The sequence below is a fragment of the Afipia sp. OHSU_II-C1 genome (assembly GCF_000497575.1).
Taxonomy (GTDB): Bacteria; Pseudomonadota; Alphaproteobacteria; order Rhizobiales; family Xanthobacteraceae; genus Afipia.
The window spans coordinates 208,327-229,835 of sequence record NZ_APJI01000013.1 but is presented as its reverse complement, the minus strand read 5'-3'; the positions used below and the strand labels follow the sequence as shown (position 1 = coordinate 229,835).

At 63.0% G+C, this 21,509-nt stretch carries 28 protein-coding genes and 1 riboswitch; of the genes, 18 read left to right on the top strand and 10 right to left on the bottom strand.

Translation table 11 applies throughout. The annotated features are described in order from the left end of the window. The first annotated feature begins 31 nt into the window (after window positions 1-31). Window positions 32-520: a transglycosylase SLT domain-containing protein gene (locus I554_RS0114400; RefSeq protein WP_024576395.1), complete on the top strand. Its 489-nt coding sequence runs from the start codon at window positions 32-34 to the stop codon at window positions 518-520. Window positions 521-554: 34 nt separating this feature from the next. Here I554_RS0114400 and I554_RS0114395 read toward each other — a convergent pair whose 3' ends face one another. The 4 genes from I554_RS0114395 to I554_RS27740 all read right to left on the bottom strand — a co-directional run bounded on the left by I554_RS0114395 (window position 555) and on the right by I554_RS27740 (window position 5,243). Next, window positions 555-2,021 (bottom strand): hypothetical protein, encoded by a 1,467-nt coding sequence (locus tag I554_RS0114395; protein ID WP_024576396.1) that lies wholly within the window; start codon window positions 2,019-2,021, stop codon window positions 555-557. Further along, on the bottom strand, window positions 2,018-3,508 hold the full coding sequence (locus tag I554_RS0114390; protein WP_024576397.1) for a hypothetical protein: 1,491 nt from the start codon (window positions 3,506-3,508) through the stop codon (window positions 2,018-2,020). The genes I554_RS0114395 and I554_RS0114390 overlap by 4 nt, the downstream gene beginning before the upstream one ends. Continuing rightward, window positions 3,505-4,992: a hypothetical protein gene (locus I554_RS0114385; protein ID WP_024576398.1), complete on the bottom strand. Its 1,488-nt coding sequence runs from the start codon at window positions 4,990-4,992 to the stop codon at window positions 3,505-3,507. Before I554_RS0114385 ends, I554_RS0114390 begins: the two co-directional genes overlap by 4 nt. A gap of 116 nt (window positions 4,993-5,108) precedes the next feature. Further along, window positions 5,109-5,243, bottom strand: coding sequence for a hypothetical protein (locus I554_RS27740; protein WP_275450902.1), 135 nt, complete (start codon window positions 5,241-5,243; stop codon window positions 5,109-5,111). A 14-nt stretch (window positions 5,244-5,257) separates the two neighbouring features. Next, window positions 5,258-5,368: riboswitch (TPP riboswitch) on the top strand. Here I554_RS27740 and I554_RS0114375 point away from each other — a divergent pair. The 5 genes from I554_RS0114375 (at window position 5,356) to thiC (ending at window position 10,228) form a co-directional block, all read left to right on the top strand. Continuing rightward, a complete protein-coding gene (locus I554_RS0114375) occupies window positions 5,356-6,405 on the top strand; it encodes an FAD-dependent oxidoreductase (protein ID WP_024576399.1) in 1,050 nt (349 codons plus the stop codon). Its footprint overlaps the riboswitch before it by 13 nt. Beyond that, window positions 6,396-6,593 (top strand): sulfur carrier protein ThiS, encoded by a 198-nt coding sequence (thiS, locus tag I554_RS0114370; RefSeq protein WP_024576400.1) that lies wholly within the window; start codon window positions 6,396-6,398, stop codon window positions 6,591-6,593. The genes I554_RS0114375 and thiS overlap by 10 nt, the downstream gene beginning before the upstream one ends. A 189-nt stretch (window positions 6,594-6,782) precedes the next feature. Further along, on the top strand, window positions 6,783-7,565 hold the full coding sequence (locus I554_RS0114365) for a thiazole synthase (RefSeq protein WP_024576401.1): 783 nt from the start codon (window positions 6,783-6,785) through the stop codon (window positions 7,563-7,565). Continuing rightward, complete coding sequence (locus I554_RS0114360) at window positions 7,552-8,160, top strand: thiamine phosphate synthase (RefSeq protein WP_024576402.1); 609 nt, start codon at window positions 7,552-7,554, stop codon at window positions 8,158-8,160. The genes I554_RS0114365 and I554_RS0114360 overlap by 14 nt, the downstream gene beginning before the upstream one ends. 136 nt (window positions 8,161-8,296) lie before the next feature. Further along, on the top strand, window positions 8,297-10,228 hold the full coding sequence (thiC, locus tag I554_RS0114355) for a phosphomethylpyrimidine synthase ThiC (RefSeq protein ID WP_024576403.1): 1,932 nt from the start codon (window positions 8,297-8,299) through the stop codon (window positions 10,226-10,228). Window positions 10,229-10,332: 104 nt separating this feature from the next. On the opposite strand, the gene I554_RS0114350 is transcribed toward thiC, so the two are convergent. Further along, a complete protein-coding gene (locus I554_RS0114350; protein ID WP_024576404.1) occupies window positions 10,333-10,794 on the bottom strand; it encodes a hypothetical protein in 462 nt (153 codons plus the stop codon). Between the two features lie 156 nt (window positions 10,795-10,950). Here I554_RS0114350 and I554_RS0114345 point away from each other — a divergent pair, with 156 nt between their 5' ends. The 5 genes from I554_RS0114345 (at window position 10,951) to I554_RS0114325 (ending at window position 13,892) form a co-directional block, all read left to right on the top strand. Then, on the top strand, window positions 10,951-11,505 hold the full coding sequence (locus I554_RS0114345) for a dTDP-4-dehydrorhamnose 3,5-epimerase family protein (protein ID WP_024576405.1): 555 nt from the start codon (window positions 10,951-10,953) through the stop codon (window positions 11,503-11,505). Between the two features lie 234 nt (window positions 11,506-11,739). Beyond that, on the top strand, window positions 11,740-12,321 hold the full coding sequence (locus I554_RS0114340) for a hypothetical protein (protein WP_152527671.1): 582 nt from the start codon (window positions 11,740-11,742) through the stop codon (window positions 12,319-12,321). Window positions 12,322-12,374: 53 nt separating this feature from the next. Next, window positions 12,375-12,803, top strand: coding sequence for a YeeE/YedE thiosulfate transporter family protein (locus I554_RS0114335; protein ID WP_024576407.1), 429 nt, complete (start codon window positions 12,375-12,377; stop codon window positions 12,801-12,803). A gap of 4 nt (window positions 12,804-12,807) precedes the next feature. Then, window positions 12,808-13,275, top strand: coding sequence for a DUF6691 family protein (locus tag I554_RS0114330; RefSeq protein WP_024576408.1), 468 nt, complete (start codon window positions 12,808-12,810; stop codon window positions 13,273-13,275). A gap of 110 nt (window positions 13,276-13,385) precedes the next feature. Further along, window positions 13,386-13,892 carry a collagen-like protein gene (locus tag I554_RS0114325; protein ID WP_024576409.1) on the top strand — a complete coding sequence of 169 codons (507 nt, stop codon included), beginning with the start codon at window positions 13,386-13,388 and terminating at the stop codon, window positions 13,890-13,892. Between the two features lie 105 nt (window positions 13,893-13,997). On the opposite strand, the gene I554_RS0114320 is transcribed toward I554_RS0114325, so the two are convergent. Further along, window positions 13,998-14,435: a hypothetical protein gene (locus I554_RS0114320; RefSeq protein WP_024576410.1), complete on the bottom strand. Its 438-nt coding sequence runs from the start codon at window positions 14,433-14,435 to the stop codon at window positions 13,998-14,000. Between the two features lie 230 nt (window positions 14,436-14,665). On the opposite strand from I554_RS0114320, the gene I554_RS0114315 reads away from it, so the two are divergent. Continuing rightward, complete coding sequence (locus tag I554_RS0114315) at window positions 14,666-15,364, top strand: class I SAM-dependent methyltransferase (RefSeq protein WP_024576411.1); 699 nt, start codon at window positions 14,666-14,668, stop codon at window positions 15,362-15,364. Window positions 15,365-15,373: 9 nt separating this feature from the next. Here the strand turns inward: I554_RS0114315 and I554_RS0114310 are convergent, their stop codons facing one another. Both I554_RS0114310 and I554_RS0114300 read right to left on the bottom strand, forming a co-directional pair. Then, window positions 15,374-15,814, bottom strand: coding sequence for a hypothetical protein (locus I554_RS0114310; RefSeq protein ID WP_024576412.1), 441 nt, complete (start codon window positions 15,812-15,814; stop codon window positions 15,374-15,376). A gap of 333 nt (window positions 15,815-16,147) precedes the next feature. Beyond that, the gene (locus I554_RS0114300; protein WP_024576413.1) at window positions 16,148-16,414 is read right to left on the bottom strand and encodes a DUF2277 domain-containing protein; all 267 of its coding nucleotides are present in this window, start codon (window positions 16,412-16,414) and stop codon (window positions 16,148-16,150) included. 277 nt (window positions 16,415-16,691) lie between these two features. Between I554_RS0114300 and I554_RS0114295 the strand changes: the two genes are divergently transcribed. The 3 genes from I554_RS0114295 (at window position 16,692) to I554_RS0114285 (ending at window position 18,247) form a co-directional block, all read left to right on the top strand. After that, window positions 16,692-16,946 (top strand): helix-turn-helix domain-containing protein, encoded by a 255-nt coding sequence (locus I554_RS0114295; RefSeq protein ID WP_024576414.1) that lies wholly within the window; start codon window positions 16,692-16,694, stop codon window positions 16,944-16,946. Window positions 16,947-17,056: 110 nt separating this feature from the next. Then, window positions 17,057-17,278, top strand: coding sequence for a hypothetical protein (locus I554_RS0114290; protein WP_024576415.1), 222 nt, complete (start codon window positions 17,057-17,059; stop codon window positions 17,276-17,278). A 15-nt stretch (window positions 17,279-17,293) separates the two neighbouring features. Then, on the top strand, window positions 17,294-18,247 hold the full coding sequence (locus I554_RS0114285) for a hypothetical protein (RefSeq protein WP_024576416.1): 954 nt from the start codon (window positions 17,294-17,296) through the stop codon (window positions 18,245-18,247). 37 nt (window positions 18,248-18,284) lie between these two features. Here I554_RS0114285 and I554_RS0114280 read toward each other — a convergent pair whose 3' ends face one another. Then, window positions 18,285-18,527 carry a hypothetical protein gene (locus I554_RS0114280; RefSeq protein ID WP_024576417.1) on the bottom strand — a complete coding sequence of 81 codons (243 nt, stop codon included), beginning with the start codon at window positions 18,525-18,527 and terminating at the stop codon, window positions 18,285-18,287. 172 nt (window positions 18,528-18,699) lie between these two features. On the opposite strand from I554_RS0114280, the gene I554_RS0114275 reads away from it, so the two are divergent. The 3 genes from I554_RS0114275 to I554_RS0114265 all read left to right on the top strand — a co-directional run bounded on the left by I554_RS0114275 (window position 18,700) and on the right by I554_RS0114265 (window position 20,531). Continuing rightward, window positions 18,700-19,395: a YoaK family protein gene (locus I554_RS0114275; RefSeq protein ID WP_024576418.1), complete on the top strand. Its 696-nt coding sequence runs from the start codon at window positions 18,700-18,702 to the stop codon at window positions 19,393-19,395. A 58-nt stretch (window positions 19,396-19,453) separates the two neighbouring features. Continuing rightward, window positions 19,454-20,050 (top strand): hypothetical protein, encoded by a 597-nt coding sequence (locus tag I554_RS0114270; protein ID WP_024576419.1) that lies wholly within the window; start codon window positions 19,454-19,456, stop codon window positions 20,048-20,050. A 127-nt stretch (window positions 20,051-20,177) separates the two neighbouring features. Next, a complete protein-coding gene (locus I554_RS0114265) occupies window positions 20,178-20,531 on the top strand; it encodes a hypothetical protein (protein ID WP_024576420.1) in 354 nt (117 codons plus the stop codon). 147 nt (window positions 20,532-20,678) lie between these two features. On the opposite strand, the gene I554_RS0114260 is transcribed toward I554_RS0114265, so the two are convergent. Beyond that, the gene (locus I554_RS0114260) at window positions 20,679-21,449 is read right to left on the bottom strand and encodes a DUF169 domain-containing protein (RefSeq protein ID WP_024576421.1); all 771 of its coding nucleotides are present in this window, start codon (window positions 21,447-21,449) and stop codon (window positions 20,679-20,681) included. Window positions 21,450-21,509 lie beyond the last annotated feature (60 nt).

The following is a 21,509-nucleotide window of genomic DNA, read 5'->3' as shown; positions in this document are numbered from 1 at the left end:
CTCCAAGAATTCATCGCTGAGGATTTACATCATGAAACGAGTCCTGCTCGCCGCAGCCGCGGCGATGATGCTGATTCATCCCGCCAGCGCACAGCGCGCCAACTACGAATCGATGGTTGCGAGCCACGCTGCCGCAAACGGCGTTCCTGCGGAACTGGTGCATCGCGTGATCGTTCGCGAGAGCCGCTACAATCCGCGCGCTGTCAGCAAGGGCAATTACGGCATGATGCAGATCAAGCTCGCGACCGCGCGCAGCCTTGGCTACACCGGCACCGCGCAGGGCCTGCTCGATCCCGACACCAACCTCACCTACGCCGTGAAGTATCTCGCCGGCGCGTATCAGGCGGCGGGCGGCAATCACAACCGCGCGGTCTCCTATTATGCGGGCGGCTACTACTATGCAGCGAAGCGGCAGGGATTGTTACAACGGCAGGCGGCCAACGCCGCGCCGGAAGGCATCACACTGTTCGACGCGAACGCGCAGGAAATTCCGCGCAAGCATCGGCGTCATCGTCACTGACGCAAGGCCGCCTGACTAGAATGTAGAGCCGGCTTCAGTTAGAAGCCGGCTTTATTTCTGGCTCGGCCAAGTGGCGCGCCGATGGATCGCGCACATGCGCCACGACGTTGTCGTCGGCGAAAACCTTCTTCCAGCCATCGACATGATCGAACAGTTGCGCGGCCGGGGTTCGCCGCCACAGCAGCGTCGCGTCGATGCGTTGTGACTTGAGCATGTCGAACAGCACGTCCGGATTCTTCAGCATCATGGCGCGATCGAGATCGACCATGAAGCGTTCGCCGTACAGTTCGGTTCGCCCGTCAATCGCAACCGGCACTCCCGACCAGATCAAGTAGCCGCCGAAGTCATAATCGTTCAGCACCCGCGATACGCCACGATCCTTCAATGCGGCAACGGCCGGCGCAATACCGGACGGCGGCGTATATCGGCCGGTCGCTATCGCAAATGCTGTTATCGCGATAACCGGCACCAGCGCCGCCACTGCAACCATCGACCGTGGCCGTGTGCCATTCGTCGGCAGGATCGCCGCCTGTCCGAAACGCGCCGCCAGTGGCGCAGCCAGCACGATCGGCAGCAGTAACGCCAGCACCGCGGCATTGCGCACGCTCGCCAGCGCCATGTGAAGCAGCCCAAGCGTCAGCACGATACGCATCAAGGGGAGCTTCAATCCTTTGAACAGGATCGCCCCCAGCCCAAGCAGCAGAACGCCCTCGAAAGCGCCGAAGCGCGTGAAGTCGGCGGGCCGCCATTCGGTAATCATCGACAACGCCGCGCCGAGATTGAGAATGTTGCGGGCCGCGAGCAGCGAATTCCAGCCATAGGGCGTGATGCAACTCGCCGCCAGCGCGATCAAACCAAACACGAACCAGCGCATCAGCAACGGAGCGCGTGCAGGACGCTCTACGTTCATCAGGGCGTCGAGCGCAATCGCCCCGACCAGCACGAGACCGAAGACAAAACTGCCGTGAAGATTGGCCCAGAGGGTCATCAGCGGCAGCAGCCAGAGTGACGGCGCAACGCCGCGGTCGGCCGCTGCAATCAGGCCCGCAACCCAGGCCACCATCACCGGCATGGCGAGGGCGTGCGGCCGCACCAGAAAGTGCGGCGACGCAATCGCGACCGCGGCCATCAGAAGAACGAGGACAACGGATTTATCCAGACGCCGCGCGAGAAACCACGCAAGCAGCGCGAACGCGGTCGCGATCGATGCGGCCGTCAGGACGACGGGTCCGCCCCAGCCTGCGGTCGAGAAAGCGAGCGCGTAACAGGCCTGTGCCAGCCACTGCGTCGAGATCCAGGGCTGGCCCTGCATCGTGAAGGAAAAGATATCGGTTCGCGGAACGGCCCCGTTATCGAGAATCCACTGGCCGACCTTGATCTGCCAGAACGTGTCGGGATCGGCCAGCATGCGATCGCCCAGCGCGAGCAGTCCCGCGTAAACGCACACGCCTGTCACCAACGATAGCCACATTGCCGGAACGCCGCTGGCCTGCGTCGTCATCGCGCGGCGCCTTCCGGCGGCTTGACGTTGGGCTGGACGGTATGGCGCGCGGCCGCATCGCGGACATGGACGACCACATCGTCATCGGCGAACACCTTGCGCCAGCCATCGATCTGATCGAGCAGCTGCGCGCCCGGCGTCTTTTTGCGCAGCAGGGTCGCGTCGATCTTGTGGCGCTCCAGCAGGTCGAAGAAGCTTGCCGGATTGCGCAAGCCTCTTGCCGCACTGTGCTCGACCACAAATTTCTCGCCGTACAGTTCAGTCCGGCCATCAATGTACGGTGCGACACCCTGCGAGATCAGGTAACCGCCGAAATCATAATCGTTGAACACCCGCTGCACGTGATACTGCTTCAATGCCTGCACCGCCGCGACCGGCGACATGTTCGCTGCCGGGCGATATTGCCCCATGGCAAGCGCCGCCATGGTCATCCCGAGCATCAGCACCACCGTGAGCGCTGCCGCGAGTCCTGGAGACTGCGGAAAGGTCAGGCCGGCGTCGCTGCGTCCGCCGAACTGCGCGGCCAGCGGCGCGGCAACCACCATCGGCCCGAGAAGTGCAAACACGTCCGCGTTGCGGATATGCGCCAGCGCCATATACAGCAGGCCGACAAACAGCACCGTGCGCATCAAGGGCAGCTTCACACCCTTGAGAAACGCAAGCACGATGATCAGCAGCGCGCCCGCTTCCAGCGGGCCGAGGAAACTAAAATCGGCCGGGGCCCATTCGCGGATCAGGGTCAGCGCCTCGCCAAGATTGAGAATGGCGCGCGCCGCCAGCAGCGAATTCCAGCCATAGGGCGTGAGGCAACTCGCCGCGAGCGCGACGAGCCCGAACACGAACCAGCGCAGCAACAGCCGCAGCCGCGCGGATGCCTCGACATTCAGGACCGCATCCAGCGCGATCGGGCCGATCAGCATCAGGCCGAGAACGAAACCGCCATGCAGGTTCGCCCACAGCGTCATCAGCAAGACCAAGACGAACGGCGGCGCTTGCCGCCGCTCAGCGGCCGAGAGCAATCCGGCAACCCACGCTACCATCACCGGCAGCGCCAGAGCATGCGGCCGCGCGTAGAAATGTGGCAGTCCGATGAGGAACGAGACCGGAAGCAGGATCATCACCGGCGTGTCGCCGAAATAGCGAACCAGGAACCGCGTCAGCAGCATGTACGTCACGGCAATCGCCAGCGCCGTCAGCGCGACAAGCCCCGCCCAGCCGAACCATCCATGGACCTGGCTGAAGATCACCTGCGCCAGCCACTGCGTCGACATCCATGGCTGGCCCTGCATCGTGAACGAATACACATCTGTCACCGGCACCGTGCGGTGATCGACCATCCACTGCCCGACCGCGACCTGCCAGAATGTATCGGGATCGATCAGCAGCCGGTTGCCGGTGCTCAGCAGCACGGCATAGACGATAAGGCCGACCCATATCGGCAGCGTGCAGCGCTCCGCCGGTGCTGCGTCGATGGTCTGTGCGGTCATCGTGCCGCGCCTTCCGCTGGTTCTGTTTTTTCCATCTTGCGAACGTGAACGACGGCAATGCCGTCGGTATGGATGCGCTGCCAGTCATCGAGCCGGTCGAGAAGTCCGGCCGCGGGCGTCTCCGGCGTCAGCAGCGTCGCGTCGATCTTGTAGCTGTCGAGCAGGCCGAGAAATCCGCCGACGTCCCGGAGCGCGAGCGCGTCGAATGTCTTGACGAGAAACGGCGCGCCATAAAGTTCGCCGCGTCCGTCGAAGAAGGTCGGAATGCCCTGTGTGATAAGATAGCCGCCGAAGCCGGCGTTGTGGAGAATTCGCGATGCCTTGCGGGCCTTCAGCACATCGACCGCCGCAGCGGGGGTCTGGCTGACCATCGGTGAAAAGGTATGGCTCACGGCAAAGGCCGTGGTCGCCCCCACGACACCGAGAACAACAGCGACAACGCCAATCCAGCTTCTCGTCCGCGCAACAGCTTCAGCTCTTCCGAGTTGCGCAGCGAGCGGACCGGCGACCACCAGCGGCGTCAGCAGCGCGAACACCTCGATATTGCGATTGTGCGAAAGCGCCATGTGCAGCAGGCCGAGCACCAGCAGGATGCGGGGCGGCGACAGCACGATGCCGCGCCAGAGCGCACCGGCCACGGCGGCAAAGAGGCAAATCTCGAACACGCCGAGACTGCTGAAGTCGGCAGCCTGCCATTCGGCGATCAGCGGCATCGCGGGACCGAGATCGAGAATCTGGCGCGCGGCCAGCAGTGAATTCCAGCCGTAGGGCGTGATCCAGCTCGCCAGAAGCGCACCGATGCCGAATGCCGCCCATCGCAGCGTCAGCGAAAATCTCTGCGGCGATTGCGCGTTCCACAGCGCATCGAGCGCAAACGGCGCGATCAGCGCCAGCCCAAGCACGAAGCCGCCGTGCAGGTTCGCCCACAGTATAATGAGCGGCAGCAGCCGGAATGACGGCGCCCTGCGCCCATCGCTGGCCTTCACCAGACCGTAAACCCACGCCACCATCACCGGCAGCGCCAGCAGATGCGGGCGCGCGACGAAATGATGCGCGGACATCAGCACCGAGCCCATCGCCACGATGACCGCATGCGCCGCCGAAAAATACCGGCACAGGATGTGAACCAGCAGCGCGAATGCCGCCGCCGTTCCAAGCGCGGCAAGGATCACCGGCCCTGCCCAACCCGCCACCGCGTATGATGCGGCATAGAGAACCTGCGCCAGCCAAGACGACGATATCCACGGCGCGCCATGTCTCGTGAACGAATAGATGTCGGTATGAGGCAGCGCGCGATGATCGATGATCGATTGCCCGACCACGATCTGCCAGTAGGTGTCGGCGTCCTGCAGCGACCGGTTGCCGCCGATCACCATCAGCAGGAACAGCCCGGCGCCGAACCACAGCCATGCCGGCACCTGGCCGAAGATCCTTTCGGCCGTGCCCGGCTTGTGCCCGATGTGATCGAGACCGGCGATACTCATTATTGATCCTGAAGCGCGGAACCTGTTTCCGCGACCTAACCACCGGCGGCATAATTCCGGGTAAACTCGGGCTGCCGATCTTGCCCGGAACAGGCACAAAACGGCCTCGAATTGCGTCACCCCAAGGTCAACGAACCCTTACTCGCCGGCCGCTCGGCGCTGCCTTCGCGATGCGAAATGCGAAAACGCGTTTCCACGATGCGGAAAAGCCATGCCACATCGCGGGTCCAGCCATTGAAACGCAGGATCATCAGGTCTATCGTATTGATGTTCCGAGGGGGGCTCCGGCGTGGAGCTGAGATACCGCACAATGCGCGGTGACCCTTTGAACCTGATCCGGGTCATGCCGGCGAAGGGACAGGGATGTTACAGAGCGTCAAATCTCCGCAAGGGGAATCTTCCATCAATATTATCGGTGCGGGCATTGCCGGCTCATGGCAGGCATTGCTGTTCGCGCGCGCCGGTTACGACGTCACGCTGCACGAGCGCGGCGACGCCGCCATGATGCAGGCGACCAGCCACTGGGCCGGCGGCATGCTGGCGCCGTGGTGCGAGCGCGAAGCTTCCGAACCGGTCATCACCCGCCTCGGCATCCGTTCGCTCGATCTGTGGCGCGAACAGCTTCCGGAGACGCCGTTCAACGGCTCGCTGGTGGTGTCACATCCCCGCGACCGCACCGATTTCGAGCGCTTTGCCAGGCTGACCACCGATCATGAGCGCCTCGATGCCTCCGGCATTGCGAGCCTCGAACCATCCCTCGACGGACGTTTCCGCGAGGCGCTGTTCTTTCCCGGCGAAGGCCATGTCGAGCCGCGCACCGTGCTGCCAAAGCTGCATGCGAAACTGACCGAGGCCGGCGCGGCGATCAAATTCGAAAGCGATTGCGATCCCGACAAGATCACATCCGGTATTGTCATCGATTGCCGCGGTCTGGCTGCGAGAGAATCTGGCGCGCGCGACGCGTATTCCGGTCTGCGCGGCGTCAAGGGCGAGATGATCGTCATCCAGACGCCCGATGTGCAGCTGTCGCGTCCGGTCCGCTTCCTCCATCCGCGCTGGATGCTTTACGTGATCCCGCGTGACGGCAACCGCTTCATGCTGGGTGCGACCTCGATCGAGAGCGAGGACACCGGCGTCAGCGTGCGCTCCGCGCTTGAACTGCTCAGCGCCGCCTATGCGGTGCATCCGGCGTTCGGCGAAGCGCGCATTCTCGAATTCGGCGCGGGCCTGCGCCCGGCTTTCCCTGACAACCTGCCGCGTATCGCGATCGACGCGAAGCGCATTTCCGTCAACGGGCTTTATCGCCACGGCTTCCTGCTGGCGCCTGCCCTTGCCGAACTGACGCTGGCCTATGTCAAGCGCGGCGCCATTGATAACGAAGTGATGGACAACGAGGTGATGCAATGTTCCTGATCGTCAACGGCGAACGCGTCGAGACCAAGGCCACGCGCGTCGACGCGCTGCTGGCCGAACTCGAGTATGAAGGCACGCATCTGGCCGTCGCGGTGAACTACGACGTGGTGCCGCGCGCACGCTGGGCCGAGACGCCGCTGAACGACAACGACGCGGTTGAAATCCTCACGCCGCGGCAGGGAGGCTGAAATGAAAAATCTCTCCACGTCGTCTCCGCGAAGGCGGGAACCCATCTGTCACCTCTCCCCGTTTACGGGGAGAGGTCGGAGACTGAGCGCAGCGAAGGCTCCGGGTGAGGGGCAGGTTCACGCGCAGTGCGCTGCCCCTCACCCCAACCCTCTCCCCGCAAGCGGGGAGAGGGAGCAGAAGGTGCTCCCATGCTGAAATTCTACGACCGCGAATTCTCCTCGCGCCTGCTGATCGGCAGCGCGCTGTATCCCTCGCCGAAGATCATGCAGGACGCGATTCGCGCCGCCGGCAGCGAAATCGTCACGGTATCCGTGCGCCGCGAAACCGCGGGCGGCAAGACCGGCGACCAGTTCTGGTCGCTGATCCGCGAGCTGAAAGTGACGGTGCTGCCGAACACCGCCGGCTGCAAGAGCGTGCGTGAAGCCGTCACCACGGCAAAGCTCGCGCGCGAACTGTTCAACACCCCGTGGATCAAGCTGGAAGTCATCGCCGACGACGAGACGCTGCAGCCCGACGTGGTCGGCCTTGTCGAAGCGGCCTCCATCCTGATCAAGGACGGCTTCGAGGTGTTCCCCTACTGCACCGAAGATTTGAGTGTCGCCTCGCGTCTGGTCGATGCCGGATGCAAGGTTGTGATGCCCTGGGCCTCTCCCATCGGCAGTGCACGCGGAATCACCAACCGCGATGCGCTGAAGCTGCTGCGCGCCCGCCTGCCCGACATCACGCTTGTGGTCGACGCCGGCATCGGCGCGCCGTCGCATGCCGCCGAGGCCTTCGAGCTTGGCTATGACGCCGTGCTGCTCAACACCGCCATCGCCAAGGCCGACGATCCGGTCGCCATGGGCAACGCCTTCCGCCTCGCCGCCGAAGCCGGCCGCGCCGGATATGAAGCCGGCCTGATGGGCGCGCGCGATTTCGCTTCTCCTTCAACCCCTGTCGTTGGGACACCGTTCTGGCATGCCGTATCCTGATCGTTTCTATCCCGTGGTCGACAGCGTCGCGTGGGTCGCGCGGATGACAAAGCTCGGCGTCGGCACCGTGCAGTTGCGGGCGAAGAATCTCGACGACGCAGCGGCGCTCGCCATCGTGAAGGAGGCGCTGGCCGTTACCAAAGACACGCAGACGAAACTGGTGGTCAATGACTACTGGCGCGCGGCCATCGACGCCGGCGCACAGCATCTGCATCTCGGCCAGGAAGACCTCGACACCGCCGATGTGCATGCGATCCGCCGCGCGGGCTTGACTCTTGGCCTCTCGACCCATGACGAAGCCGAGCTCGACAACGCGCTGGCCTACAAGCCCGACTACATCGCGCTCGGCCCGATCTACGAGACCACGCTGAAGAAGATGAGGTTCGCGCCGCAGGGCGTTGAGCGCATCACAGCATGGAAATTGCTGATCGGCGACATTCCGCTGGTCGCCATCGGCGGCATCAAGCTCGAACAGGCCGAAATGATTTTTGCCGCGGGCGCCAATTCCATCGCCGTCGTCAGCGACGTCACCCAGAACGCCGATCCGGATGCGCGCGTGCGCGCCTGGCTCGACGCGGCCGCGGAGTTGGCGTGATGCGAACAGGAAACAACCGTCATTGCGAGGAGCGCAAGCGACGAAGCAATCCATCCGTTCTTCATAAGAATGGATTGCTTCGCTTCGCTCGCAATGACGACCCAGGATCGACAAACACACCTCAAAGGAGGACGCCATGAACAAACAAATCAACACGGCCGACATCAAGCCCGCCGTCACCACCGGCGGCTTGACCTCGTCACGCAAGATCTACGTGACCCCGGACGAGGCGGCGGACCTGCGCGTCCCCCTGCGCGAGATCATTCTGTCCGAGGGCGCGGGCGAACCCAATCTTCCCGTGTACGACACCTCCGGCCCCTACACCGATCCGAACGTCATCATCGACGTCAACGCCGGTCTGGCGCGCAACCGCCTTGCATGGGTGAAGGAACGCGGCGGTGTCGAGGAGTATGAGGGCCGCCAGATCAAGCCGGAAGACAACGGCAATGTCGGCGCGTCCCATGCGGCCGCCGCCTTCAAGGCGCACCACAAGCCGATCCGAGGCGTCGGCAACGCGCCGATCACGCAGCTTGAATTCGCCCGCAAGGGGATCATCACCAAGGAGATGATCTACGTCGCGGCGCGCGAGAACCTCGGGCGCAAGCAACAGTTGGAGCGGGCGGAAGCCGCGCTGGCCGATGGCGAGTCGTTCGGCGCAGAGATCCCGGCGTTCATCACGCCGGAATTCGTCCGCAGCGAGATCGCACGCGGCCGCGCGATCATCCCGTGCAACATCAACCACGCCGAACTCGAGCCGATGATCATCGGCCGCAACTTCCTGACCAAGATCAACGCCAACATCGGCAACTCCGCCGTGACGTCGTCGGTCGAGGAAGAAGTCGACAAGATGGTGTGGGCGATCCGCTGGGGCGCGGACACCGTGATGGACCTCTCCACCGGCCGCAACATCCACACCACCCGCGAATGGATTCTGCGCAACGCGCCGATTCCGATCGGCACCGTGCCCATTTACCAGGCGCTGGAGAAGTGCGACGGCGACCCTGTCAAGCTGACCTGGGAACTGTACAAGGACACGCTGATCGAACAGTGCGAACAGGGCGTGGACTATTTCACCATCCATGCCGGCGTGCGCCTGCCCTACATCCATCTTACTGCCAACCGCGTCACCGGCATCGTCTCGCGCGGCGGCTCGATCATGGCAAAGTGGTGCCTCGCCCATCACAAGGAGAGTTTCCTCTACACCCACTTCGAGGAAATCTGCGACCTCATGCGCAAGTATGACGTTTCATTTTCTTTGGGCGACGGCCTCCGCCCCGGCTCGATCGCCGACGCCAACGACCGCGCACAGTTCGCCGAACTCGAGACCCTCGGCGAACTCACCAAGATCGCATGGGACAAAGGCTGTCAGGTGATGATCGAAGGCCCCGGCCATGTGCCGATGCACAAGATCAAGATCAACATGGACAAGCAGCTCAAGGAGTGCGGCGAAGCGCCGTTCTACACGCTCGGGCCGCTGACCACCGACATCGCACCGGGCTACGATCACATCACCTCGGGCATCGGCGCCGCGATGATCGGCTGGTTCGGCTGCGCGATGCTCTGCTACGTCACGCCGAAGGAGCATCTCGGCCTGCCGAACCGTGACGACGTCAAGGTCGGCGTCATCACCTACAAGATCGCGGCGCACGCCTCCGACCTCGCCAAGGGTCACCCGGCGGCACAGCTCCGTGACGATGCGCTGTCGCGCGCACGCTTCGACTTCCGCTGGGAGGACCAGTTCAACCTCGGCCTCGATCCGGACACCGCGCGCAGCTATCACGACGAGACGCTGCCGAAGGAAGCGCACAAGGTCGCGCATTTCTGCTCGATGTGCGGCCCGAAATTCTGCTCGATGAAGATCACGCAGGACGTGCGCGACTATGCGGCGACCCTCGGCGACAACGAGAAGGCCGCGCTCAATCTCGACGGCAAGCTCCCCGGCGTCGGCATAACGATCTCGGGCGTGATCGCCGACGGCATGGCGCAAATGAGCGAGAAGTTCGTCAAGATGGGCGGACAGGTCTATGTCGAGGCGGAGGCAGTGAAAGAGAGCAACAAGGCTTTCTGATCCGCAGTAACCTCAACGTCATGCCCGGGCTTGACCCAGGCATCCATCGGAAACGGAAGGCCGGGCGAGAGTCCGGCCTTTTTTCTTTCCCAGCATATTTCCCCTTACTTCCTAAGCTTCTCAGTCATCCGCCGCAGCGCCTCCTCGATCATCGGAATGTCCCGTTCGAGTTCTCCTGCAATCTCGCCTGCGCGCTCCGGCGAGATGATCTTTCCTTCCTCGCAATCGAAAACGACTCCACCGGTAGCCTTGGCGTAAGCGCCACCCGCCATGTACGCAGCGATCCCTTCGTAAGGGTTTCCAGTCCAGCGAAACGCGAGGGTATATTTCCAGCGATGGCCGAAATCGATGTCGGTATAGGTTTCCACTAGATCACCCAGATCCCAGTGACCACATTCGAATGCTGTCTGCCTGTCACCGAGTTGAACCGGCAATACACCGCTCAATTCGATGAAAGGCCGCCCCGTGAAGAGCCGCACCGGAAAGCCACCTACGTCAATAGCCCGTTGCCACTCATCAATAGATTCCAGTCGATGGTCGGATAGGACATACAATTCCATCGACATCTCAAACTCTCCTTGCGTTCGGCACAGCATGGGGCCGAGCCACATATATCGTGCGATCAAACATGACGCGCCGACTCAAATTTACAAGTGATGATCACCTTCCTCTCAGCGCCCGCTGGTGTATACGTCTCGCCTTTCCATCAGGCGGCACACCTTATGAACACGTCCAAGAACTCCACCCCCGCCACCTTCGTCACCCCGAACGATTTCGTTCAGGACGCGCCGGTTGCGGCGGCGCAGGCGCCCGCTATCACGCCTGTCGCGGATCTGATCGACGGTGTCACGGTGACGCCGCTGGTCGCGCGCACCGATCATCGTGGCGCGCTGACCGAGCTTCTCACCACGCGCGACGGCTTGAGCGAGCCGATCGTGCATGTCTATGAGGTGGAAGCGAAAGCCGGATCGATCCGCGGCTGGGTGTATCATCGCCATCAGTTCGACCGGCTGGCCTATACGCGCGGCCGCTTTCGGATCGCGCTGTTCGACATCCGGCAGGACAGCCCGACCTTCAACCAGCTTTCGGTTCTGATCCTCGGCAAGGAACGTCCCGGCCTGCTGCGGATTCCGCCTTTCGTTGTTCATGCCGTGCAAAATCTCGGTGAGGACGCGACGTTCACCAATATGCCGACAAAGGCTTACAATCCCCGCGATCCGGACAAGTGCCGCCTGCCGATCGACGATCCGCGCATTCCGTTCAGCTTCCGGGATTGAGGCCGTCGTGGTCTTCGCGGGAGCGCGCTGATCGCCGCCGCGATGCTAATGCTATTGACGGACGCTACACACCGAACGCCAAGACTGTATGCTGATCACCGTCTTGAAGGATCGGCTCTCCTTGAAATTGATAAAACGCAGCCAGCGTCGTTCGATTTGCGAGCCTTTTCATGGCTGCGCGTGAAGGAAAATCGATAGCTTGAAAACAACGCTTTCATATATTTGGAGGCTACCATGGCATCGCTTGGATCGTATTCATTTAGAGATCCGGAAGGGAATACCTATTCGTTGGAGATGGATCTCGACGACGCCGCGATGATGGAAGATGCGGTCAGCGTCGCCATCACCGGCAAGAAGGAATATGCAGTCACCAAGACGACTATTTCGGTCGAGTTCTCGGTTACGCTCGAGACCAGCGAAAAGCCAAAGCCCTGGAAAATTGTGATCCGGCACGGCGATATGGTCGTCGGCACAATACCGCTGCCTGAATTCGGACCGCCCGAAGATGTTGCGTACGACGCGCTTCCGGACGAAGCTTGGAACCATCTGTCAGACCTCGTCGATAATCCCAATGCGTTGGAGCATGCCATCGCCGCCATTCCCGCCGGAGACCCGATCCTGGGCTGCCTGATCAAGGCGGCCGTCAGCACAAGCGTCGGACAGATATTGAGATGTTACAAGGAGCATCGCGAATCGCCGGATTGGCGGGCCGTTACCCGCAAAGTGTTGCGCTGTCTCGGCGCGCATTCGGCGCGCATGCTGATGACGGCGATCTGGCGCACGGGAAAATGTGCCGTGCTGGCAGGATTTGGGTGATGGTTCGACACAGACGCACGCTGTCGCGGCGCACCTGAGAAGGAAGCACAATCATGCACAACCTCACGCCTCTTTCCGGATTGATCGGCGGCGGGCTGATCGGGCTCGCCGCAGCGATGCTGATGCTGCTGACCGGACGCGTCGCCGGCATCAGCGGCATCTTTGGCGGGCTTCTTTCGCCCGCAATAAGCGATCGCGGCTGGCGGATCGCCTTCGTCGCCGGCCTGATCGCAGCGCCGCTGACCGCGGCACTCGCCACCGGCACGCCGCTCCCCTCACCCGCCATGCCCGCGAGCCTGATCGTGATCGTCGTTGCGGGCCTGCTGGTCGGCTTCGGCAGCCGCATGGGCGGCGGTTGCACGTCGGGTCACGGCGTCTGCGGCGTCGCGCGGCTGTCAGCGCGTTCGCTGGCCGCCACCGCGATCTTCATGGCGGCAGCCATCGCCACCGTCGCCATCGCGCGCCACATGATCGGAGGCTGATGCGATGCCGCTCGTTCTCGTGAGTTTCGTCTGCGGACTCATTTTCGGCGCGGGCCTTTTGATCTCCGGCATGACGGATACAGCGAAAGTGCTCGGCTTCCTCGACATCTTCGGCGCGTGGGACGCGACGCTGGCTTTCGTGATGGCCGGTGCGGTCACGGTCTCGAGCATCGGCTTTGTGCTCGCACGGCGGCGGGGCGCGCCGGTGTTTGCCGCGCAATCTCTCTGGCCGACGCGCAAGGACATCGATGCGCCGCTGGTCACCGGTGCGGTGCTGTTCGGGATCGGCTGGGGACTGGTAGGGCTCTGCCCCGGCCCGGCGCTGGTCAATCTCGCTGGCCTCAGCCTGCCGGTGATCGTGTTCGTCGCCGCGATGGCCGTCGGGATGCTGGGTCATGATGCATGGAGCAGATCCCGCGCATCGGCGCGACAGACCACGCAAGCCACTGTTGCGGCAGGCGGAGACGGCTAACGCCGCCGATTCCATCGGCCGCGCCTTCCGCTGAGTTATGGCAGTCATGAAAACGCTGCTAGAAAGACAGCGTAGCAAATCACTTGTAGCAAATCACCTGGAGTGCAGACGTGGCTAACGACGCGACCACACGGCAACCTCGGAGCGGACCGCAAGGCCCGCAGGGAAAACCCGGAAAGCCGGGACCGCAAGGACATCCGGGCCGCCCCGGGCCGGAAGGTCCGCGCGGCAAGCCGGGGATGCCGGGCAAAGCAGGACCGCAGGGCAAGCGCGGCGAAGCCGGACCGGCGGGCAAGCCCGGCGCGCAAGGCCCGCGCGGCGAACAAGGTCCGCAAGGCAAGCAAGGCCCCGTGGGTGCGCAAGGCCCGCGCGGCGAGCAGGGGCCGCCCGGCCGCCTGCCTTCTTTCGAGGAAATCCTTCCCTGGCTCGAAACGATTTTCGACGCATGGGAAGAGCATCGCCAAAAGCGCGAGCGCGAAGCGAAGGAGCGCGAGGAGCAGGAAGCCGCCGCGCGTTATGCCGCAGCCATAGCGGCTGGCGTGCAAGATGATGATGACGGCGATGACGACGACGATCATCACAAAAAGAAAAAGAAGCATCGCAAGGACAAGAAGTAGCGGCACCGTATTCCGCTGCTCCCTGTGGCCATAGTTCATTGATCAAGCAAAAAGGCCGGGCATGTGCCCGGCCTTTATGATTCAGCGAGCGCCGCAGGTGCGCGCTTACTTCAACGTGATCGCAAGTCCGCTGAGGTCGGCGTTCGCCATCAGCCCGACCTGGCGGCCGGACAGTTCGAGCACCGCGCCCTTCTGGTTGGTCAGCACGATGGCGCGCGCGCCGCCGCCAACCGCAATGCCGGCACCCGCCGCGCCATAGACACCCGCGACGTCCGACGGACGGTTGATGTTGCTCACCCGGCCGCGCAGCACCGTCTTCGATCCGCCGAACACCAGCCCATAATCGATGCCGCCGGTGGACAGTGCATAGCTCCTGCCGCGGAAGTTAAGCGTGCCGCTGCCGCCCGAACCACCGATGAACCATCCGGCCTTGTAGATGACGAGCGACACGGTGCCGCTGTCGGCATGAGCGGATGAGAGGCCGGCTCCGATGAGCGCCGTCACAGCGATCAGCGCGGCGCGAATGGCAGATGACAGACGCATGATGAGTTCTCCGGATGTTGGGCAACAGGTGTGAGCAGGAATGTCGCGAATGAATCGGTAAAACCGAATCAAGTTTAGCCCATGACACGGATTCGCAAAACGCTAATGGCGCAAGCGGAACTCTTATAGCGGAAAATCGATCAACAGATTCGGCCCCGCAACGCGTATCGCCGCACGGATTTCTGTTGTTTAATCGATTCGGGCTTCACAAAGACCGACGGGAGGTTCCTGTGAATCGAGTTGAATGGGATCTGCACGCGGCCAAGTTCGAGTCGCTGGTGTGCGATATCGTCACCGACGAGACGAGTGGCCAGATGCCGCGTTTCGTCGCCGCGGCCTGCCGCTCGCGAAAGAATCTTGAACTGGTCGATCTCGGCTGCGGCGTCGGCAGCTTCGTCAAGAAATTCGGCCATCGCTTCGAGCGGATCACCGGAATCGATTTCGCGCCGCGCATCGTCGCGCGTGCGAAGAAGCGGTGCGCGGACATTCCGAATGCGAAGTGGCTCGCGATGGATGTCACCCGGTCGGCGAAGGTCCTCGGCACCGTCGCCGATCTCACGGTCTGCCTGAACGTCATCACCTCGCCGCGTCAGGCCAAGCGCGACGCGCTGTGGTCGACCATGGCCGACGTCACCAAGCCGTCGGGCTTTGCGCTGGTGGTGGTGCCGTCGATGGAATCGCAATTGATGGTCAACAAGCTCGGCGCATCGGCAGACAAGATCAAGGCGGGCGGCCTCGTCCATCGTGACGGCGTCTGGCAGAAATTCTACGAGCGCGACGAGTTGGTCTCCACCGTCTCGGGGACCGGCTTCGAGATGACCCGGATCGCCAAGGTATATTATCCCTGGTCGGTGGACGGCCTGCGCAAGCCGCGCGGCTCGAAGCAGTTGCCCTGGGACTGGGGCTTTTTGGCGCAGCGCGCGGCGTAACGCGCGGCATCAGCCGCCGCGCGGACATTCCCTGTAGCCGAATTCGTCGATGATCCGTGCGCCGGAGATGGTGCTGAACTCCAGCCTCGTAAGATATCCTTGCGCGACGACGTACTGCCGCAGCTTGGCGTTGTAGGCATTCAGCATCCGCTGGGTCGAACCGGCGTTGATGACATACCTGTTGGGGCCGCGCCCGTGACCGGCGTGAAACAACAGCCGCGCGCTGCGCTCGACACAGACGTTGCGGACGCCGAGAAACAGCGTGCAGTTCGACTGGCAGTGACCGCGGATGCGAAACAGTTCGCCGCTGGCATTCGCCTGATCGATGGCGGGCTGGAATTTCTCGATCCAGCCGCCCATGGCGAAGCGATCCGAGGTGTCGGCTTCCGCGACGGACACCGCTCCAGCCAGAGAGATAGCCATCAGCAGCGCCGTGACGACGTGTTTCATCGAATGCCTCCGGGCGGGCGCGATCTTGCGTAAGGTTAACTTGTCGCGATCTGGCAGCAAGACCATTGCGAACGTGAACAGCGAGGCATAGCTTTTATTTCAGACATTGAACGCCCGGCGGTGAGTCGGCGTCCAACTGCCATACGGTCGATCGGAAGGATTATGACAATGTTGGCGGAAATCTTTTTATTGAAGCTTGAAGCCCTGCTGCGGGTCGCGGCAATCGACCGCCGCGCCAGCGATCCAAGGTTCGTGCCGATCGCAATGCCGCGCTCCTGAAGCACTTCGCAACGCAAAAGAAAACGGGCTGGCTCTCGCTGGCCCGTTTTGCGTTTAGCCGAACCGGGCCCGGCTCCGCTCCCGCGCCTTCTCTGCTTCGACCTCACGATCCCGCGCCGGCGCATGGGTGTGCAGCGACGTCAGCAGCTTGCGTGCGCTGGCGGACACCTCGGCGACGGCGCGATTGAACGCTTCTTCATTCGCCTTCGACGGTGCGTTGAACCCGGAGAGCTTGCGCACGAACTGCAAGGCCGACGCGTGAATTTCGTCTTCGGTGGCGGGTGGTTCGAAGTTGAACAGCGTCTTGATGTTGCGGCACATGGTGCTTCTTCCCTTTCACGCCCTGCGGGCCTGCACTTCACTTTATTTTCCGGCTGTGGGGCGCGCAAATTTTAGGCGTGCTGCGCGACCGATCCGATTTTCCCGAACGATCCCCGGCGGTTCCATCCGGTTCCAATTCGTGAGTTCCATGAACGGGTTACCCCGGAAATTAAGGTCCTGTTAACCATATCGGCCCACCCTTTGAGCGGGCTGAGATCGGAGAACCTTGGATATAGTCTGCGTCCCTGACAGGTGCAGCAGTGGTCAGGAGGTCTCGATGACCCAGGAAATGCACGTACGCGCACCGGAAGTATTACCCGATGCGCCGGCCGTGGCACCGGGCCAGGTGGTCCCGCTGCTCATCGGCGCCACAGTCCAGGAAATCGAACGCGAACTCGTTCTGCAAACGCTCGCGCGCTGCGACGGCAATCGCACCCATGCGGCCCGCATTCTCGGCGTCTCGGTGCGCACCTTGCGCAACAAGATCCGGCAGTATTCGGCGGACGGGGCCGAGGTGCCTGCGCATCACTAGCGTGGGCACCGGAGTTGCGCCCAGGCGGAAAGTTAGAATTCGCGCAATCGGGTTTACCGTTTGATGGGCGGGAATGATCAGGTTACGGTTCCCTCACCCGGAACCTGATCATGACCCGACCGCTCGTTAAATCCCTCGCTGCCTGTGCGGCCATCGCGCTGATTGCCGCCTCATCGGCGCAGGCCGCGGGAACGCCGGAGCAACGCCGCGCCTGCCGCAAGGACGCGATGAAATACTGCCGGGAATTCGTCCCGGACGTGAAGCGCATCACGGCCTGCATGCAGAAGAACGTCAGAAAGCTCAGTCCGCTCTGCCGAACGCAGTTCAGATAGGAACGCGGCGGGCCCATGCACATTCCCGCGACGCTGGATCAGGCCCGCAGCACCCTCGCCGTGATGCTCGGCATTGCCGCCACCGAGGGAATGCCGACCGAAATCGACCATGAGACCATCGCCGCGGCCACGCGTTACATTTTTCATCTCGAGCCGCAGTTCGGCCTCGCCGGACTGACACCGCTCAGCCCCTATCGGCAGGCTGAGCTCGCCGACGATCCTGCCCTTGCCGCACAAGCCGTGAGCTTCGCCGCGGTCATGGCGTTCGTTGGCGGCTCGATCAATCCCGCAAAGCTGAGCGGGGTTGTGAAACTTGCGGACTCCCTCAACGTCAAGGACGAGTTCGTCCACGATCTCGCGCGGATCGCGCTCGGCGATCTGAAAGACGCCAAGACCCACATGCTCCGCGCCAATCTCGAGAGCATAACCGGCCGCGCTTGGGCCGCTGCAGAGATGGCGCCGTGGCTGCAGCCTTACGATGCCGAGCCCGATCCCGCACTTGCGACACGCTTCCATGCGCTGGCGCGGTTGCCGGAGACCACCTTCGGCCATGCGTTCGCGATGTTCTATCAGGCCAATGGCTACGCCTATCCGGGCGAGCCGACGGCACTGAACTTCGAGTTCGCCGTGCCGCACGATTCCACGCATATCCTCGCCGGTTACAACACATCGCCGCGCGGCGAACTGCTGACGTCGACATTGACGGCGACCATGCATCGCGCTCACGCGATGGCGGGGCATGTGCTGCCGGTGATCCTGAGCTGGCATCTCGGCATTCCGCTCAACGATGTTGCAGGCTCCGCCACCGGTGCGTTCGAGCCGGAGGAATTCTTCTATGCCTGGGCGCGCGGCGAGGACACCACCGCCGACCTGTTCGCCCCGGAGTGGGATTTCTGGTCGGCGGCGATCCAGCCGATCGACGCGGTGCGCGAAGAGGTTGGTTTGTTCGTTGCAGATGATGAAACCTAGACCGGCGCACGCCTAACCGGGACACGCAGGATGACTTTTAAGGTCCGTCCCGTCGCCTCTTCATCGACGCCGTCATCGCCAGCGTGAAAGAGATGATTGCGATGCCCGCGGCGATCAGCTCGATGGCGCGGAAGACAAAGGCCGTCTCCACCGCCCAGAGCGGCTGCGGTTCGTCCGCGAAGGCAACCGGCACAATGCCCGGCACGAAAAGCTTCTCAAGCGCAGAAGCCCCGCCCAGAACCGCCGCCGAAATCAGAAACAGACGCCAGCCGTCACTCATCGTCACCCCGCTTCGATCCGGTGTTTCAAAGTATCACGCGCCGCCGCGTCGTCCTTGACCGGGATCAAATCGCTGCATTCCGATGTGGCCGCCCGGCCATGGCAAAGCGATGCGGCACCTTGCGGGCCGGTGAACGGTCTGGATAATGACCGGACACAAACCGGATCCGCGCATGAGTAGTCCCGTCGCTCGCTCCCTGACCGTTGCGGCCCTGCTGTCGTTCAACGGCGGTTTCGTCGATACCGCGGGCTTCCTCGGTCTCGCGGGGCTGTTCACCGCACATGTCACCGGAAATTTCGTCACGCTCGGCGCGGCGCTGGTCCATGGCAGCCATGGCATCGTCGGCAAGATTCTGGCGCTGCCCGAGTTCATTCTGGTGATCGCGCTGGCCCGGCTCGCGGGCATTGCGCTGCGCGCGCACAAACTCCCCGCGATGCAGATCCTGCTCGGTGTGAAGGTCGTGCTTCTGCTGGCCTTCTTTCTTCTCGCCGTCCGGTTCGGACCGTTTCCCGATGCCAACACCCCGATGGCGCTGCTGACCGGCTTTGCCGGCGTCGCCGCCATGGCGATGCAGAACGCGGTCCAGCGTGTGCATTTGGCCAGCCTGCCGCCGTCCACCATGATGACCGGCTCCACCGTGCAGGTGACGCTCGATGCCGTCGATCTCCTCACCGGCGCCAAGCCCGAAGAGCGGCCGCAGGTACGAACCCGTTTCAGCCGTCTCGCGCTTGCGATCTGCTTCTTTGCGCTCGGCTGCGCGGTCGCCGCGGTGATGTATGTCTATGTCGGCTTCTGGTGCCTGGCGCTCTCGGTTGCCGTCGGCCTTGCCGCCGCTGTGATCCGGATCGAGGAAACGCGCCCCGCATAAAGCCGCTTGCGCCCTACTCGCCCCGGTTGCAGGATAAGGGCGGGCCGGGGATTGCGTTGTGCGCCGTATCGCGTTCGCCATGATAGCCGTCTTGCTGTGCGCCGGGTTGGGCGCGTGTTACACGCGCGATCCTTATGTCGCGACCCCGGTCACGACGACGTCCGGCAACTGGAAAATCGAAAAACAGGTCGATCGCATCACCGGCGTTCCGGTGCCGAGCGCGATGCTGATCATCAACAACGCCTCGAACAGCTTTGCCGATTACGCCCAGCCGGCCTCGATGCAGCTCACCTGTTTCGACGGCAAGCCGATGGTGCGCTTCGCCTTCGATTTCAAGGTCGGCACCGATCCGAACTCGACGCTCGGCTATCGCTTCGACGAAAAGCCCGGCCACGACAATGTCGCCGCGCGCTTCCTTCAGGAGTACCGCACCGTCGTAATCGAAGACCGCGCGGCGGTGACCACGTTCGCCAATGAACTTTCGATGTCGAACGTGCTCGTCATCCGGATACGCTCGCTTGCCGCGGGGCGCACCACCGCCGAATTCAGGCTCGACGGCGCCCCTGCCGCGCTTGAAGCCGCCTTTGCCGGTTGCCCGCTGACGCCACCTGCCCCGCAACCTGAAACGAAAAAGAAGCGCAGCGCGAAGGCGTGAGCGATGCTGCGCTGCGTCGTGCCTCAACTACGCACGGGAGGAACACCGCGGCTCGCGCGGGTTTGTCTGGACGCCTTCAACCCGAAGTCGGAAACTCACCTGGACGATTCTGATCGCGGAGGATCGCATGAGGTGGCCTGCTCGCCTTGCCCTGATAATTCCGCTGACGCTGTCTGCTGCTTCGGCTCTCGCGGTCGATCGCGGACAATTCGGCGATGTCCCCGAACACATCCGCAAATGGTTCAAGGATGCGCGCAGTCCGGCCGGCGTGCCGTGCTGCGACGTATCGGACGGGCATCGCACCGACTACGATGTGCGCGAGGGCAGCTACTGGGTGCCGATCGAGGGGCAGTGGTGGATGGTGCCGGAGAAAGCGATCATCCGCACCGGCGGCAATCCTACCGGCGGCGCCGTGGTCTGGTACGTGACGATCCGCGGCAACATCGAGATCACATGCTTCGTGCCGGCTGACGGGTCGTGAGGAACGCAGGCGTCTCCCGATCGTCATTGCGAGCGGAGCGAAGCAATCCATAGCTACAGGAAAGAGCTGGATTGCTTCGTCGCCAAAGCGCGTCGAAGACGCGCTAACGGCTCTTCGCAATGACGAGCATTGGTCTTCAGATGCGCCCTACGCGCGCCCCGGATAGCTCACCGCCATGCCGGCGCGCACGTCCTGCTGCACACCATACTGCGCGAACGGATAGCGGAAACCGTTCTTCGACAGCGCCTTCATCCCGGCGATGGCGCTGACGAGATATTCCGGCGGAGTCGCCATCAGCATTTCCTCGTCCAGCACACCGCCATAGCGGCGCTCGGCGAAACACGGGATCGACAGGCTCGGCAGGCGCGTCGTCAGTGCGCGGCCCCATGAATCCGCACAGGCGGATTCGCCGACCACGCTCCAGTCGAACCGCTTGTAGCCCGACCACTGCAATCCGTTGATGAAATAGATCATCGCGCCGGGTGTTGCGTAGAACAGCGCGATGTCGGGCGGGTCGAGCTTGCCCGACGACAGCGGCCCGACCGCGAGCGCATCGTATTTTCCGTCCGGCACGCAATGCATCGCTTCCTGATGCGCCTGCGCATCCTGCTGCGTCGAAAACCAGACGCCGGTCATGTGCTGGCCGGATTGCCAGGCCTCGGTCTTGGCGCCGCCCAGACCAACCACGGCGCGGCACTGCGCGCCGACCAGATCGTCGCTGGTGATGCCGACCGTCCAGCCGATCCGCGCCGCCTGCGCCACGATCTGATCCAGCGTGTGCACCGATTGCGGCCGGCGAATTTTCGGGATCGCTTCCATGTCCTCGCGCCGCGCGAACATCTTCATGCCGAACGGGATCGAACGCAGCTTCAGCAGCGAGTCGAGGTCACCAACAATCGCAGGCCAGTCATAGGTCATCGCGTTTCTCCCGGATGTTCTTGTTGTTGCCGAGGCTAGAGCATTTTGCGGTGAGGTGAA